This window comes from Corynebacterium sp. HMSC14H10, from assembly GCF_001807105.1.
Classification (GTDB): Bacteria; Actinomycetota; Actinomycetes; order Mycobacteriales; family Mycobacteriaceae; genus Corynebacterium; species Corynebacterium jeikeium_D.
Map to the genome: position 1 here is coordinate 20,290 of NZ_KV787449.1, position 14,508 is coordinate 34,797.

The window sequence follows — 14,508 nt, forward strand, 5'->3', positions numbered from 1 at the left end:
ATATAGTCAGAATTACATTAGACCGTCATGTTTTCCATTAGTGAAATGAGTGAGTCAGTTATCCCTTCCGACACCGTTGCCAACGATGTTGACGTCACTGGAGCAGATGCATTAGATGCCCCGGTAGCTACCCCGAAGTCTGAATCGGACGCGCCGATTTCCCGTGAGGAGGTCGACGAGCTGCTTCACAACAATCCTGAGTCCACCGTCGCTGAGATTGAAAAGGCGACTGAGAATTTATCTCCGGGAACCAAAGGCGGTTTCGATTCCGAGACTCGTGAGGCAATTCGGACCGCGAAGCGTGTCGTGGTGAAGATTGGTTCTTCCTCGTTGACCGGATCTGACGGTCGTACCGATCCCGAACGCATCGACTTCATTGCCGATGCCCTGGAAAAGCGGATGGGCTTTAGCGATGTCATTGTCGTGTCCTCCGGCGCGGTGGCATCCGGAATGGGGCCGCTGGGGCTGACTTCGCGTCCCACTGATTTGGCGACCAAGCAGGCGGCTGCAGCGGTGGGGCAGGTGCGCCTGGCACAGGAGTGGGGACGCTCCTTCCTGCGCTATGGCCGCACTTCTGCGCAGGTGCTTTTGACCTCGGACGATGCAGGTGTGCGTTCGCGTGCCCGCAACGCTCAGCGCACTATCGACCGCCTGCGCCAGCTGGGTGCAGTGCCAATTGTCAACGAAAATGACACGGTCGCGACCTCGGAGTTCCGCTTCGGCGACAACGACCGCCTGGCCGCCCTGGTCAGTCACCTGGCGTACTGCGATGCACTGATTCTGCTTTCCGACGTCGACGGCCTCTACGACCGCAACCCGGCCGATCCAGGTGCAACCTTTGTGCCAGAGGTGCGCAGCGGTAACGACTTGCGTGGTGTTATCGCCGGTGACGGTGGGGCATTGGGCACCGGTGGAATGGCCTCGAAGGTGTCTGCCGCACGCCTGGCTTCGCGTGCTGGGGTGCCGGTGCTGCTGACTTCGGCGTCCAACATTGAGCGAGCACTGGACCAGGCAGATGTGGGAACCGCTTTCGCCGCGAAGGACAACCGCTTGAGCGCCTGGAAGTTCTGGATGCTCTACGCAGCGGATAGCTCGGGCCTGCTTCGCCTGGATGCCGGCGCGGTCGACGCTGTGACCCGCATGCGCAAGTCGCTGCTCCCGGTCGGTATCACCTCGGTTGACGGTGAGTTCTCCGCTGGTGACATCGTCGACCTGATTGGCCCGAGCGGTGAGGTCATCGGACGCGGCGAGGTCAACTATGACTCTGAAGAATTGCTGGGCATGATCGGCTACCACACCGAGGAATTGCCGAATGACATGCAGAAGCCTGTCGTCCATGCCGACTACCTGTCGGATTTCGCCTCCCGCGCTTAGGAGAGCGTTGCGCTGAGAGCTGCAGCGCTTAAAGACGCGCACCTGGGCGCGCCCGGACAGAGGTGCCTCGGCAAAGACCGGCTGAGTGGGGACTAGCTGAGTGCGGACTGGCTGGGGGGAGGAGCGCCTGAGCGCGGACTGCCTGGATGAGGAACTTTCGGGCATAATCCTAAGTGTGTTATCGAAAATTATTGGCGTCATCGGCGAGTTGCTCTTGACAGCTGGAGTGCTGGTGGCGCTCTTCGCCTTTTATCTGCTGTACTGGTCTGGTCTTGAAACTGGGAAAGCTCAGCAGCAGGCTCGTGATGAGCTGCAGCAGGCATGGTCCGCACCGGCATCGGCCGCAGCTCAGGCGCCAGAAGGCACGGAGCCAGCTGTTGAGGGCTCCTGGGTGCCTGGCTCTGCGGTGGCGATGATTTCCGCTCCTAAGGCCGGTTTTAGCGATTTGGTCGTATTCGAAGGTGTCTCTCAGGAAGTTTTGCGCGGTGGCCCCGGCCATTATCCGAGCACAGCCCTTCCGGGGCAGGTGGGCAACAGCTCTTATGCCGCCCATCGTGACGGCCACGGAGCTCCCTTTGACAACATTGACCGCCTGCAGACGTGCGATGACATCACCGTAGAGACGCGTGATGCTATTTACCGCTACAAGGTATTGCCGGTCGACGGTATGGCTGGCGCAGGGGAAAGCTTCGACTGCGTGCCAGAAGGAACTAACGTCCCCGAGATTCCCGGCCAGCACATTGTCACTCCAGACCGCGCCGATGTCCTCAATCCGGTCGGTGACGCGACTCTACTTACGCTGACTACCTGCCATCCGCAGTGGGACAACACTCATCGGCTCATTATTCACGCGGTTCTCGCCGGTGTTGAGACCAAGGAGGTCAACTAGATGTACGCAGCTTTTTGGCGATCCCTGCCGGGTCCGTGGTGGGTGAAAGCGATCATCACCATCGTGATTGCCGTCATCGTGTTCCTGCTGTTGATGAATTACATCTTTCCTTGGGTTGCTGAGCTAATTCCTTCAAATGATGTCTCACTCTAGTTATGCTGGTAGGCATGACTGCTCAAACGAACGAAACTGCTAACACCATTCAACAGGGCATTGCCGAGGATTCGGCTCTTAGCCCGGAGCGTGCTGCTGAGCGCGCCGAGGTTTTAGATAAGGCACAGCGTGCCAAGGCTGTCGCGGGAGAGCTGGCTCGCTTTACGTCGGTACGCAAGAACGAGCTCCTGCTGGCCGCAGCAGATGCGCTGGTCGCCCGTACTGAAGAGATTCTGGTAGCCAACGCCAAGGACATCGAGGCCGGTAAGGCCCGTGGTTTTAGTGACTCCCTGCTGGATCGCCTGCGTCTTGACGCCAATCGTGTTGAGGGTATTGCCGGTGGGCTGCGCCAGGTTGCGGCCCTGCCGGATCCGGTAGGCGAGGTGCTGCGGGGAAGCACTCTTCCTAACGGCATTAAGCTTTCCCAGGTCAGCGTTCCGCTGGGCGTGATGGGCATGGTCTATGAGGCTCGCCCGAACGTTACTGTCGATGCCTTTGGTCTGGCGCTGAAGTCGGGCAACGTGGCCTTGCTGCGTGGCTCCAAGTCCGCCGTCCACTCCAACACGCAGCTGGTCGCGGTTTTGCGTGAGGTGCTGGCCAACCACGATGCACCGGAGGACCTTGTTCAGCTGCTGCCGTGTGAGACCCACGATTCCGTGCAGGATCTCATCACTGCCCGCGGCCTGGTTGACGTAGTGATTCCGCGCGGCGGTGCCGGTCTGATTGAGGCCGTCGTGACGAAGGCAACGGTGCCGACCATTGAGACCGGTACCGGTAACTGCCATATCTACATCGATGCTTCCGCCGATATCGACGAGGCGATTGCGCTGATGATTAACGGCAAGACCCGCCGTCCGAGCGTCTGTAACGCCACTGAAACGGTTCTCATTGACTCGGCGCTGTCCGCGCAGGATCAGGTCCGCATTTTGGACGCGCTTGCCGACGCGGGCATTGCGGTCCACGGCGATGTCGATAATCTGGCGGCCTCTGGGTGGACCGGTGAGGTCATTCCTGCGACGGAAGAAGACTGGTCGGATGAGTACCTTTCGCTAGACATTGCCGCACGCATTGTCGACGGTGTGGTGGCCGCGACGGATCACATCACTGAGTACTCCTCGGGTCACACGGAAGCTATCTCTGCACGTGACTGGGGCGTGTGCCAGGAGTTCGTCGACCGTGTTGATGCTGCCGCTGTCAGCGTCAATACCTCCACTGCGTTCACCGATGGTGAGCAGTACGGTTTCGGCGCAGAGATTGGTATTTCCACCCAGAAGCTGCACGCCCGTGGGCCCATGGGGCTGCCGGAGTTGACCAGCAGCAAGTGGGTTCTGGCTGGTCGTGGACAGACTCGTCCGTAGTGCCCGGGTAAAGTGCCAGTCATGATTAAGCGCAAGAAAAGTGTGCGGTCGCGAGTACACGCCGCGTTGACAGCGAAGTCGGCGGAAGCGCCCCGGCAGCGCATTGGCGTAATGGGTGGCACTTTTGACCCCATTCACAATGGTCACCTGGTTGCCGCGAGCGAAGTGGCAGACCGTTTTGACCTCGACTTTGTGCTTTTCGTGCCCACGGGTGAACCGTGGCAAAAACGCGGCCGGAAGGTCTCTCACAGCGAAGACCGCTACCTGATGACGGTCATTGCCACTGCGTCGAACCCGCAGTTTTCGGTCTCGCGGGTTGATATTGATCGGCCGGGTGCGACCTATACCGTCGATACGCTGCGGGATTTGAAGGTCATCTATCCCAACGCGGATCTGTTCTTCATTACCGGTGCCGATGCGCTGCAGAAGATTATGACGTGGCGGGACTGGGAGGAGATGTTCGACGCAGCAACGTTCGTCGGTGTCACTCGTCCAGGGGTTCACCTGCGGGCAGAGGACCTGGAAGGAATCGACGCTTCACGGTTGCACCTCATCGAGATTCCCGCCATGGCTATTTCTTCTACCGATTGTCGAAAGCGTGCGGAGGCAGGACGCCCTGTTTGGTACTTGGTGCCGGATGGCGTGGTGCAGTACATCGCTAAGCGGGGTCTGTACCAGTCTGCTGAGGGCACGGTTGGTTCTGTGGGCCCCGCATCGGTGAACTCGACCTCCGAGGATGCGGCATCGGTGGATGCGAAGTCCGATACCGTGGACTGAAAGTTAGCAAAATCCCGCTGAGACGGTAAGTTACAAGTACAAACGCTGTTTTTCACGACTTTTAATCACAAGGAGCTGAAGTCTTTCGTGACTGCACAACCACGCGCCATTGAGCTGGCGACCGCCGCGGCGAAGGCCGCCGATAGCAAAAAGGGTGAGGACGTCGTTGTTCTCGATGTCTCTGGCCCGGTGGTGATTACGGACGCATTCGTCCTGGTCAGTGCTGACAATGAGCGTCTGGTTGCCGCAATCGTCGACGAAATTGAGGACGATCTGCGTGACCTCGGCGCAAAGCCGGTTCGCCGCGAAGGTGTCCGTGAGGGACGTTGGGCGCTGCTGGATTACGGCGACATTGTCGTGCATGTCTTCCGCAGTGAAGAACGCGACTTCTACGGCCTGGATCGACTGTGGCGCGATTGCCCGCGCATCGAGGTCGAGGGCATCGAGCAGCCGAGCAACGAGGACGGCGAAGATTCCGCCCGCAATGCTCGTTCTATCGACGAGATTCCGCTGGCTGCCGAAAACCCGGACACGGACGAGTTTTAATTGTGGCGGGCTCACGCGAGGCACATGTTGCCGCTCGACGTCGCCTGATTATGCTGCGGCACGGGCAGACCTCGTATAACGCTACCGGCCGCATTCAGGGACAGCTGGACACGCAGCTTTCCGACGTTGGTCGCGAGCAAGCCCGTACTGCGGCGCAGTACCTGGCGGAGGCTGAACCGCGAATCACAAAAATCGTGTCCTCTGACCTGACCCGGGCAGCCGACACCGCCCGCGCGCTAGCCGAGGCCACCGGTGCAGAGTTGAGTTTTGATAAGCGCCTGCGTGAGACCAACCTCGGTGAATGGCAAGAGCGCACCTACGACGAGATTGACTCCGCGTTTCCCGGTATGCGTGACCACTGGCGCCATAATCTCAACTGGGCACCCAAGGGCGGCGAGACCCGCTTTGAGGTTTCCAACCGAATGCTGGCGGTCATTGCTGAGCTAGCGGCCAACCCCGATTGGGAGTTGGATACCTTTGTGCTCGTATCCCACGGTGGTGCCATTGCTGCCGCTACCGCAGCCCTGCTGCAGATGCCGCGCGACTACTTCAGCACGTTCAACGGCCTGGGCAACACTGCGTGGGTCGAAATGGAGCAGCGCACGCGCGTCAATGGTGAGACCTCCTGGTACCTGAATGCTTTTAACGCGAAGGTCCGTGAGCGGGAGTCGCAGGTTTCTGATTCTTCAGGAGGCCGCCATGCCCGGTGACGGTCGCGTTCGCATTGTTGTTGATGACACCGCGTGCCTGATGCCCGAGGTTGCCCGCAAGCTCGACATCACCGTGGTTCCCATCGGCCATGACATCAATGAAGACGCCGTCACCACGTCGGCAGTCAGTCCACTGAAGTTGTGCGCCGCATATGCGCGTGCGCTGGAACGCTCCAACAAGGATGGTTCTGACGCTGGCGTTGTCGCCCTGCATCTTGGCAAGGGAATGTCCGCGACCTGGTCTAACGCTGTCACAGCTGCTGGTGCGCTTGACCGTGTGACCGTCATCGATACCGACACAGTCGGAGCCGGAGTCGGTGCCGCTGCCATCGCGGCGGCCAAGGCTGCGAGGGCCGGGGCCAGTCGTGATGAGGTTGCCGATGTTGCTCGTGATGTGCTGCAGCGCTATCGACTCTGGTTGTTCGTACCAAAGCTTGATTCGCTGCGCCGTGGTGGTCGCATCTCCGCGGGCCAAGCGATGCTTTCCACGGCTCTCGCTATCAAGCCCATCGTCGGCATCAAAGATGGCTCACTGGCGCTCGTCGCCAAGTGCCGGACAGAAGCGAAGGTCAAGCAGCGCATGGTGGATTTCGCCACGAAGATGGTGCGGTCCGCGTCATCGGCGAACCGTCCGCCTGCGGTATTGCTGCATCATTCCGACGCGCTTGACGACGTTCACGAGCTCCAGGCCATGCTTGCCGAAGAGCTACCCGACGATACCCGGTTTAGAATCCTCGATTTGCCGGAGTCTCTTACCGCTCATGTCGGACAGGGAGCCTATGCAGTTGGCATGGTCTCCGGTGGCTCGATTGATTCGGATGCCATGGATTTTGAAACAGAGATGGGCGTGACAGCGCTGCTCCACAGCGTGGAGGAGAGTGACGCGCCTGCTGTTGATGCTGAGGCTGCGGACACGGTGGAACACGATTCCGGGAACTTAGTCGATTCCGGTGACTCTGCTGACACGGATGGTTCGGCTGAAAACGCTGGCACCACGGACCCAGGTGAGCCAATCACCGACCAGGCTGCGGTGAAAGTAGTTGAGAATCCGGCTGCCAGTCGCAACCGCAATAAACGAATCCATCGCACAGTCGTGACTAATGAACAGGGAATTCCGCTTTTCACCACGGCGGTTTCTAAATTGCCAACGTGGAGTGAGAATCGCCAAGCAGCTCTGGATAAAGCTGAGCGTCTGGCGAAGGCTATCTCTGATTTGGCGCTGCGCGATAAGTCCGATCCCGAGGGAGCTGTATTTGGCACCGAAGGGGAGAAATCGCGGGAGTCGTCGTCAAGCAACAAGCGTGATGATGACGGCGACGAGAAGAAGAAGTAGTTGCTGAACTGCGAAGATGATGTGGCCTGTGGATAACCCCCACAGGCCAATTTTTATCCACAGATGGCGCCTCGATGAGTGCTTTCGTCGAGGTGGCATGTGGGGCGGGGCGCTAGTGTGCGCATCGTGACGAATTTGCGGAATCGGCTGGCGGACTATCTGGAACCGATTGATCAAGACAAGCGCATGGCGGTGGACTTTTCCACGCGCCGGGCGGTGGTGACGCCGCGGGTGGCGATGGCTGCGTGCCTTGTGATTGCGGTGTTGGCCTTGGGAGTAATCGCTGCGGTGGTGTGGCCGTCGACGCCGCAGGTGGAGATGCCTGCGGTGCAGGACGCGGCTGTCGCGGGGACGACACCGGAGACGACCGAAACCCCAGCGGAGACGCCAGCCGGTGCGGGAAAGGAGACTAACGCTCAGGCACAGATGGGGCCGTTGATTGTGTCGGTGGTGGGATTGGTTGTGAATCCAGGCGTGGTGGAGGTGCCAGTGGGTGCGCGGGTGGTGGAGGCAATTGAGCGTGCGGGTGGGCTTTTGCCGGAGGCTAATCCTGCCAGCGTGAACCTGGCGGCACCGTTGGTAGATGGTCAACAGATTGTGGTTGGGACAGAGGCGCTGCCAGCAGGGACGGCGGAGGGCGGTTCCGATGTTTCTGGCGGTTCTGGCGCCGGTGCTGCAGGCGGGGCTGGCCCGGGTGGCTCTGACGGAAAGATCAACATCAACACCGCCACTGCTACGCAGCTGGAGGAATTGCCCGGAATTGGACCCGCAACGGCGACCAAAATCATCGACTTTCGTGAAAAGAACGGGCCTTTTGCGAGTATCGACGCACTTGAGGAGGTTCCGGGAATCGGCCCGGCTAAGGTAGAGGCTCTGCGCGATGCCGCCACCGTCTGACCTGCGCGCTCGTGCTGGGCTCGACGTGCGGCTAGTGCCAGCAGCGGTGTTGGCGTGGGCGACTGCGGTGGCAGTGATCATGCGCCCAGAATGGGCGATAGTTGTGGCACCAACCGCAATCGTGACTGCGGTGGTGTTGCCGTGGGCGTGGCAGCGTTGGTCGTGGCGATGGGGAAGAGGTGCGGTGACCTCCGGCTGGCGAGCAATCGTCACTATCGTGGTGCCAGCTGTGGCGGTGGCCAGTGTTGCGGTGGCCACGCGAATCCGCATAGCGCAAGCCCGAGCCCACGAGCTCTATGACGACATTGGCGGGATGTCGAAAGTGCAATTGCGCCTCGTCACCGAGCCGAAAGCTACCGAGTTCGGGGCCAGCGCGAAGGCCCGCATCGAGGGCCTTCCGGGGCAGGTGTCGGTTTTCGGAGACGAGCAACTGTTGGCGGTCACGAGAGACGCCGTAGTTGAATCCACAGCCGGTATACGTGTGGCCAGCAAACCCTGCATTAGTGGTATCCAGCTGAATCTGCGCGGCGATATTGAGGTCATCGCGCCACCGCAGGGGCTGGCAGCTCAGGTGCGCCAGCAGCTCTTTGACTCGGCGCAGAATCTTCCCGTTGGTCCCGACCGCCTGATTCCCGCCATGGCCATCGGCGATGAGCGCGGCTTTAGCCTCAACGACGGCGACATGATGACTGCCTCTGGGCTTTCACATCTATCAGCAGTCTCTGGAGCGAACGTTGCGCTTGTTATCGGGGCTGTTGTAACCGTGTTCTCGTGGGCTGGGCCGCGGGTGCGGGTCGCAGTCGCCGCACTTGCCCTGTACGGCTTCGTGGCAATTGTGGGCACAGAACCGTCAGTGCTACGCGCAGTGGTCACCGGTTGCATTGGGCTGTTGGCGATTCTCGTAGGACGAGCTGGCCAAGCCATCGCGGCGCTATCGGCTGGCATTATTGGGTTGATTCTCCTGGCACCAGACCTATCGGTATCAGTGGGCTTCGCCCTGTCGGTCGCAGCCACCGCTGGGTTAGTCCTTCTTGCCGAGCCCCTTGCCAGACGCCTGTCCGCCACCACCGTTATGGGTACCTGGCCCGCCCCAGTAGTCCGCGCCGTCGCCGTATCGATTGCCGCACACGTGGTCACCATGCCCGTATTGGCGCTTCTCATCGGCGAAATTAGTCACGTCTCACTGCTCGCCAATCTCCTCGCCACGCCCGCCGTCGCACCGGTTACTATCGCTGGTTCGCTCGCTGCCGTTGCCGCCGCACTGCATCTCAATTGGCTGGTCAGTGCGCTGCTCTGGTGCGCCGCGCCGTGCGCATGGTGGATTCATCAGGTCGCACGCCTCGCTGCGGGAATCGTCGCGCCCGCCACTGGGACGGTCACGTTGGTCATCTCCTGCACGCTCACGTTCGCATGCTTGACGGCGCTCTGGGCGTGGCCCCGTCTTGCGCTCCGCGCTGGGGCCTTCGCTGCTGTCTTGGCAGCCGGTAGTTATGCCGTTATTTGGGTGTTCGGCCTCGACATTGCGCGTGCCCCACAGGGGTGGAAGCTTGCAGCCTGCGCTGAGAAGAACCAGATCGTTCTCATTCACGCGGGTACTGCCGGAGAACCCGCCAACCATGTTGCATCGGTTGGTTACCCTGCACCGACCCCGCTCAGCCGGCAGTGCCGAATTGCGCTCAGACTCACCGAGCAAATGACGTGGCATACCCAGGTACTGGATACTGCCGCAGATAACACCACGACAGAAACCGTGGTGGTGGAATCCCCGTCGTATATCGCTGAAGCCGTGAGCGGCCAACCGCTCCAATCGCACCGCTCACCCCAGTGGTTTATCGCCCGCGAGTGTGGTCCGCGCGTGCGAGAAACCGTAATGACACCCGAGCACATTCCTGTGGTGTGCCCACAGCGAGATGGGCCGCAAGCTCTCTATTCGAATGGCGAAGTCTGGCGAGGAAGGTGAAATCCGGGCTGTCCCGTAGGCTAGAAACAACAGTCGCAGGAATCAACGCGGAAAAGAGGTCGGGATTGAGCGCCGTCGCACCCGTGAATTTGATTGTGGGCAAAGAGGAACTGCTGAAAGACCGCGCCCGCCTCGCCATTGTCGCTGCCGTCCGCGCGCAGGCAGCAACGGAGTCCGATCCGGGCGGACGCTCGGTGCCTGTGACCACCATCCGTGCAGGGGACATGACCACTGTTGACGCGGTGGAGCTCTTCAGCCCCTCATTGTTTGGGGATGACCGGATCGTGGTTGTTACCGACTGCCAAGACGCCGGCAAAGAGCCTGCCAAGCTGTTGATGGATTCGGTTAAGGATCCCGCGCCGGGCATCACGTTGATTCTCCTTCACAGCGGTGAGGGGCGTCAGAAAAAGATGGTCGCTGACCTGCGTAAGTTGAGGGTCCGCTTTTTCGAAGCTCAACCGCTTAAGCGAAACGACTTGCCCGGTTTTGTTGGCGAAGAATTCGCCTCACACGGGGTTAAGGTGCGTCGCGACGTCATCGATACCGTCCTGGATGCGGTCGGTTCAGACCTCCGCGAACTAGCCACCGCTATTTCCCAGCTCTGTGCAGACACCGCGGGCAAGGTCACCTCGGAAGCAGTGCGCACCTACTACGGTGCTTCGGCGGAGGTCTCGGGCTTTGAGATTGCCGAGCTCGCACTGCGCGGTCGGGGTGGGGAAGCGTTGGCGAAGATGCGCCGTGCTTTGCAGCTGGGAATGGCACCGGCACTGCTGTCGGCTGCAATCACGGGAATGGTCGGTGATGTAGCTCGGCTCCACGGCGCACGTGGCGTTAATGCTCGCAGGGATGCCCACCGCTATGGCATGCCGCCGTGGAAGTTGGAGAAAACTCAGCGGTTGGCTTCGGCCTGGTCAACTCCGGCGGTTGCTCGCGCTGTGGTTGTTGCGGCACAGCTGGATGCGGACACCAAGGGAGCCTCGTCGACTCCCGAGCTGTCGCTGGAACAGTCGGTGCTTCGTATCGCGGAGCTGGCCCATTCGTCCCATCGGCGTTAAAATTTACGGGCTGCAAATGTGAAACTGTGTGAGTTTATGACACTTTCAAGCCATTTTTCAGGCCATTTTTGTCATAAACGTAGTCAGTAACTCGCATCGCCCCACCGCCGCCAGCCATAAACGCAGCCACTAACTCACGTTGGGGTTAAATAATAAAAACCGCCTCCCGCCACATCCGAAAAGAAATCGGAAAATAGCAGGAAGCGGTTAATTTCACGGCACAAGCGCGGCAAAAGCAGCGCTAGCACGGCGCAAGCGCAGCGCAGAATCAGCACAGCGCCGAAAGGGGAATTAGCCCTCCAGCTTGTTGAAAGCCTTAGCCATACCGGACTTCTTGTTAGCCGCAGTGTTGCGGTGGAAGACGCCCTTGGTGACAGCCTTGTCCAGCTTGCGGGAAGCAACGCGCAGCTGAGCCTCAGCAGCAGCCTTGTCGCCAGCCTCAACAGCAGCCTGGAACTTGCGGATCTCGGTGCGGACTGCAGAGCGGATAGCCTGGTTACGCAGGCGAGCCTTCTCGTTGGTCTTGTTGCGCTTGATCTGGGACTTGATGTTTGCCATCGTGAATACCTCTTGTATCCGTAGTAGTTGGAATTGCTACCGTCCGCCACCAAGAAAAGTCCTGATCACAGTGCAAATTTCGGGTCGAACCTCTGCTGGTCAAACTAATTAACCAGCGAGTTAAAACCACCCACTGCGCTTATACGACGATGAAAACGCGAACCCAAGGTCCTGCCCGCGCTCGCCGAAAAGGAACGCAACGGTAAACAACTTGCAGAATCTTAGCAAACAGCGCTGCCTAATACCAGCCGCTGCCTAATTCCAGCTTCGGCTAATTCCAGCCATAGTCACCGCGAAGTCGGGCGGCGATGAGCTCGAAGCGCCTGCGGGGCATCATTGCGCCTGCGCGGCGAATGCCCGATTCCGGGATGAGCAAGATGCGGTCCATGCGAACCCACGATGGCTGGGGGTCTTCATTCCAGAATCCGCTGCCAATAAATAGCCACTCCGGGTGCTCACTGTGCTCGGTGCGGGTGGAGATGAGCATGCCCAGAAGATACTGGTCGTGGCGACCAACCACGACCACAGCGCGCTCACGCAAAGCGGCATTTTCACCTTCGAGCTGCAGCGGAATCCATACCACTTCGCCGGGGTCGGCCTGACCATCCATGTCGGGACTGTAGACGATTGTACGGGCCAGCTCCGCGGTTGGACGCGCGATGGTCACCGGGTCTCGCAGGCGAAGTAGGGCCTCCTTGGACTCGTCGGAAAGCGAGGTGTCCTGAGCGAGCCCAAGTTGCGTGTTGAGCTTAAACAGCGCCTCATCGAGTGTGTCGGGGCCGCGGAACCACTCGGTACCGGCGAAAAGACGCGCGCTGATGCGATTACGCAGGCGCCGCGGCCAGCTTTCGCGTTCATTTTGATCGGTGGACGAAGTGGAGCTCATGGAATCTAAGTCTAGAGGTTTAGTGCGGAGGGAATCGATAGGTAAGATTGTGCGTGATTGTATTTAAGCCCGGCTGGTCGGTTTTCGAGGCCGGCGCATATGGGTCGGCCAACGCCGCGCCCCAATGCCCATAACGTCTTTATTTTTCGGAGTAGACCCAACGTGACCAAGAATTTTGCGGAGCAGACTTTTACGGACCCTTCACGGATTCGAAATTTCTGCATCATTGCGCACATTGACCACGGTAAGTCCACCCTGGCGGACCGAATTCTGCAGCTCTCGGGTGTTGTCGAGGCGCGCGACATGCGCGATCAGTACCTCGACAACATGGATATTGAGCGCGAACGAGGCATTACCATTAAGGCTCAGAACGTGCGCCTGCCGTGGGTTCCGCGCACAGGTAAGCACGCAGGCGAAGAAATCGTCCTGCACCTGATTGATACGCCGGGTCACGTTGACTTCACCTACGAAGTCTCGCGTGCGCTGGAGGCGTGTGAAGGCGCAATTCTGCTGGTCGACGCTGCTCAAGGCATCGAAGCGCAGACACTGGCCAACCTGTACCTGGCCATGGAAAATGACCTGGAAATCATCCCGGTACTGAACAAGATTGACCTTCCAGCCGCGGATCCGGATAAATACGCGGAGGAAATTGCGCACATCATCGGCTGTGAACCGGAAGATGTCATGCGTGTTTCGGGTAAGACTGGTGAGGGCGTTGAGGAGATGCTCGACCGAGTCTGTGAGCTCGTCCCGGCACCGGTCGGCGACCCGGAGGCACCTGCCCGTGCGCTGATTTTTGACTCGGTCTACGACACCTACCGCGGTGTGGTCACCTACATCCGTGTTGTTGATGGTCAGCTCAAGCCGCGTGAAGTCATTCAGATGATGTCCACTGGCACTAAGCACGAGCTGCTGGAAATTGGCATTGTTTCGCCGCAACCGAAGAAGTGTAAGGGGCTTGGCGTCGGCGAGGTCGGTTATCTCATCACCGGTGTGAAGGATGTCCGTCAGTCCAAGGTCGGTGACACCGTCACGCTGAACGCCACACCGGCTGAGGAGCCGCTGGAAGGCTACGAAGAGCCCAAGCCAATGGTCTACTCCGGGCTGTTCCCAATTTCTCAGGCCGACTATCCTGACCTGCGCGATGCGTTGGAAAAGCTCCAGCTTAACGACGCTTCGTTGACATTCGAACCGGAGACCTCGGTGGCTCTCGGGTTTGGTTTCCGCGGTGGTTTCCTGGGGCTGCTGCACATGGAGATCACCCGCGCCCGACTGGAGCGCGAGTTTGACCTGGATCTGATTTCGACGGCCCCGAACGTTGTCTACCGCGTTGTCACTGAGGACGGCACCGAGGTCACCGTTCACAATCCGAGTGACTGGCCGGAGGGCAAGCTCCGCGAGATTTACGAGCCGATGGTCAAGTGCACCATCGTTGTGCCGAGTGAATTCGTTGGTCCCACCATGGAGCTGTGCCAGCAGAAGCGCGGCGAGATGGGCGGTATGGACTACCTGTCGGAAGACCGCGTGGAGCTGCGTTACAAGATGCCGCTGGGCGAGATTATCTTTGATTTCTTCGACATGCTGAAGTCCCGTACCAGGGGTTATGCCTCGCTGAACTACGAAGATGCCGGTGAGCAGCTTGCGGATCTGGTCAAGGTTGACATCCTGCTGCAGGGAGAGGCCGTCGATGCTTTCTCCGCTATCGTCCACCGCGACAACGCCCAGTGGTACGGCAACAAGATGACCAAGAAGCTGCGCGAGCTGATTCCTCGCCAGCAGTTCGAGGTCCCGGTTCAGGCTGCAATCGGTTCGAAGATTATCGCCCGTGAAAACATTCGTGCACTGCGCAAGGACGTCCTTGCCAAGTGCTACGGCGGTGACATTTCCCGTAAGCGCAAGCTGCTGGAGAAGCAGAAGGCCGGTAAGAAGCGTATGAAGAATATCGGTTCGGTCTCAGTGCCACAGGAGGCATTCGTGGCTGCGCTGTCCACTGATGAAGGCGGTAAGTAGAG

General features: G+C 59.6%; 14 protein-coding genes. 12 read left to right on the forward strand and 2 right to left on the reverse strand.

Translation table 11 applies throughout. From position 1 onward, the window contains the following. Positions 1 to 27 precede the first annotated feature (27 nt). From proB to holA, 11 genes are all read left to right on the forward strand, one after another. Positions 28 to 1,374 (forward strand): glutamate 5-kinase, encoded by a 1,347-nt coding sequence (proB, locus tag HMPREF3135_RS09600; protein WP_049171008.1) that lies wholly within the window; start codon positions 28 to 30, stop codon positions 1,372 to 1,374. A 175-nt stretch (positions 1,375 to 1,549) separates the two neighbouring features. Beyond that, positions 1,550 to 2,263: a class E sortase gene (locus HMPREF3135_RS09605; RefSeq protein WP_049171011.1), complete on the forward strand. Its 714-nt coding sequence runs from the start codon at positions 1,550 to 1,552 to the stop codon at positions 2,261 to 2,263. Then, positions 2,264 to 2,416: a hypothetical protein gene (locus HMPREF3135_RS11415; RefSeq protein WP_016422316.1), complete on the forward strand. Its 153-nt coding sequence runs from the start codon at positions 2,264 to 2,266 to the stop codon at positions 2,414 to 2,416. A gap of 14 nt (positions 2,417 to 2,430) precedes the next feature. Then, complete coding sequence (locus HMPREF3135_RS09610) at positions 2,431 to 3,774, forward strand: glutamate-5-semialdehyde dehydrogenase (RefSeq protein WP_246818335.1); 1,344 nt, start codon at positions 2,431 to 2,433, stop codon at positions 3,772 to 3,774. 21 nt (positions 3,775 to 3,795) lie between these two features. Then, positions 3,796 to 4,551, forward strand: coding sequence for a nicotinate-nucleotide adenylyltransferase (nadD, locus tag HMPREF3135_RS09615; RefSeq protein ID WP_070439393.1), 756 nt, complete (start codon positions 3,796 to 3,798; stop codon positions 4,549 to 4,551). 87 nt (positions 4,552 to 4,638) lie between these two features. Further along, the gene (rsfS, locus tag HMPREF3135_RS09620) at positions 4,639 to 5,097 is read left to right on the forward strand and encodes a ribosome silencing factor (protein WP_005511538.1); all 459 of its coding nucleotides are present in this window, start codon (positions 4,639 to 4,641) and stop codon (positions 5,095 to 5,097) included. Between the two features lie 2 nt (positions 5,098 to 5,099). Continuing rightward, a complete protein-coding gene (locus HMPREF3135_RS09625) occupies positions 5,100 to 5,807 on the forward strand; it encodes a histidine phosphatase family protein (protein WP_049193921.1) in 708 nt (235 codons plus the stop codon). Beyond that, the gene (locus HMPREF3135_RS09630; RefSeq protein WP_070439396.1) at positions 5,797 to 7,140 is read left to right on the forward strand and encodes a DegV family protein; all 1,344 of its coding nucleotides are present in this window, start codon (positions 5,797 to 5,799) and stop codon (positions 7,138 to 7,140) included. The genes HMPREF3135_RS09625 and HMPREF3135_RS09630 overlap by 11 nt, the downstream gene beginning before the upstream one ends. Positions 7,141 to 7,266: 126 nt before the next feature. Then, positions 7,267 to 8,037, forward strand: coding sequence for a ComEA family DNA-binding protein (locus tag HMPREF3135_RS09635; protein ID WP_246818336.1), 771 nt, complete (start codon positions 7,267 to 7,269; stop codon positions 8,035 to 8,037). Further along, the gene (locus HMPREF3135_RS09640; RefSeq protein WP_070439402.1) at positions 8,021 to 9,997 is read left to right on the forward strand and encodes a ComEC/Rec2 family competence protein; all 1,977 of its coding nucleotides are present in this window, start codon (positions 8,021 to 8,023) and stop codon (positions 9,995 to 9,997) included. Before HMPREF3135_RS09635 ends, HMPREF3135_RS09640 begins: the two co-directional genes overlap by 17 nt. Continuing rightward, positions 9,994 to 11,052: a DNA polymerase III subunit delta gene (gene holA / locus HMPREF3135_RS09645; RefSeq protein ID WP_083280650.1), complete on the forward strand. Its 1,059-nt coding sequence runs from the start codon at positions 9,994 to 9,996 to the stop codon at positions 11,050 to 11,052. The genes HMPREF3135_RS09640 and holA overlap by 4 nt, the downstream gene beginning before the upstream one ends. A 291-nt stretch (positions 11,053 to 11,343) precedes the next feature. Here holA and rpsT read toward each other — a convergent pair whose 3' ends face one another. Then, entirely contained in the window at positions 11,344 to 11,610 is a 267-nt protein-coding gene (gene rpsT, locus HMPREF3135_RS09650) for a 30S ribosomal protein S20 (protein ID WP_016422323.1), read from the reverse strand. A 271-nt stretch (positions 11,611 to 11,881) separates the two neighbouring features. Then, positions 11,882 to 12,496, reverse strand: a complete 615-nt coding sequence (locus HMPREF3135_RS09655) for a type II toxin-antitoxin system PemK/MazF family toxin (protein ID WP_016422324.1) — start codon at positions 12,494 to 12,496, stop codon at positions 11,882 to 11,884. A 162-nt stretch (positions 12,497 to 12,658) separates the two neighbouring features. Between HMPREF3135_RS09655 and lepA the strand changes: the two genes are divergently transcribed. Further along, positions 12,659 to 14,506 carry a translation elongation factor 4 gene (lepA, locus tag HMPREF3135_RS09660; protein WP_070439405.1) on the forward strand — a complete coding sequence of 616 codons (1,848 nt, stop codon included), beginning with the start codon at positions 12,659 to 12,661 and terminating at the stop codon, positions 14,504 to 14,506. The last annotated feature ends 2 nt before the right edge of the window (positions 14,507 to 14,508 follow it).

Coding starts and splice junctions, on each gene's coding strand:
- proB (WP_049171008.1), top strand. CDS start 28: ATGTTTTCCATTAGTGAAATGAGTGAGTCAGTTATCCCTTCCGACACC.
- HMPREF3135_RS11415 (WP_016422316.1), top strand. CDS start 2,264: ATGTACGCAGCTTTTTGGCGATCCCTGCCGGGTCCGTGGTGGGTGAAA.
- HMPREF3135_RS09610 (WP_246818335.1), top strand. CDS start 2,431: ATGACTGCTCAAACGAACGAAACTGCTAACACCATTCAACAGGGCATT.
- nadD (WP_070439393.1), top strand. CDS start 3,796: ATGATTAAGCGCAAGAAAAGTGTGCGGTCGCGAGTACACGCCGCGTTG.
- HMPREF3135_RS09630 (WP_070439396.1), top strand. CDS start 5,797: ATGCCCGGTGACGGTCGCGTTCGCATTGTTGTTGATGACACCGCGTGC.
- HMPREF3135_RS09640 (WP_070439402.1), top strand. CDS start 8,021: ATGCCGCCACCGTCTGACCTGCGCGCTCGTGCTGGGCTCGACGTGCGG.
- rpsT (WP_016422323.1), bottom strand. CDS start 11,610: ATGGCAAACATCAAGTCCCAGATCAAGCGCAACAAGACCAACGAGAAG.
- HMPREF3135_RS09655 (WP_016422324.1), bottom strand. CDS start 12,496: ATGAGCTCCACTTCGTCCACCGATCAAAATGAACGCGAAAGCTGGCCG.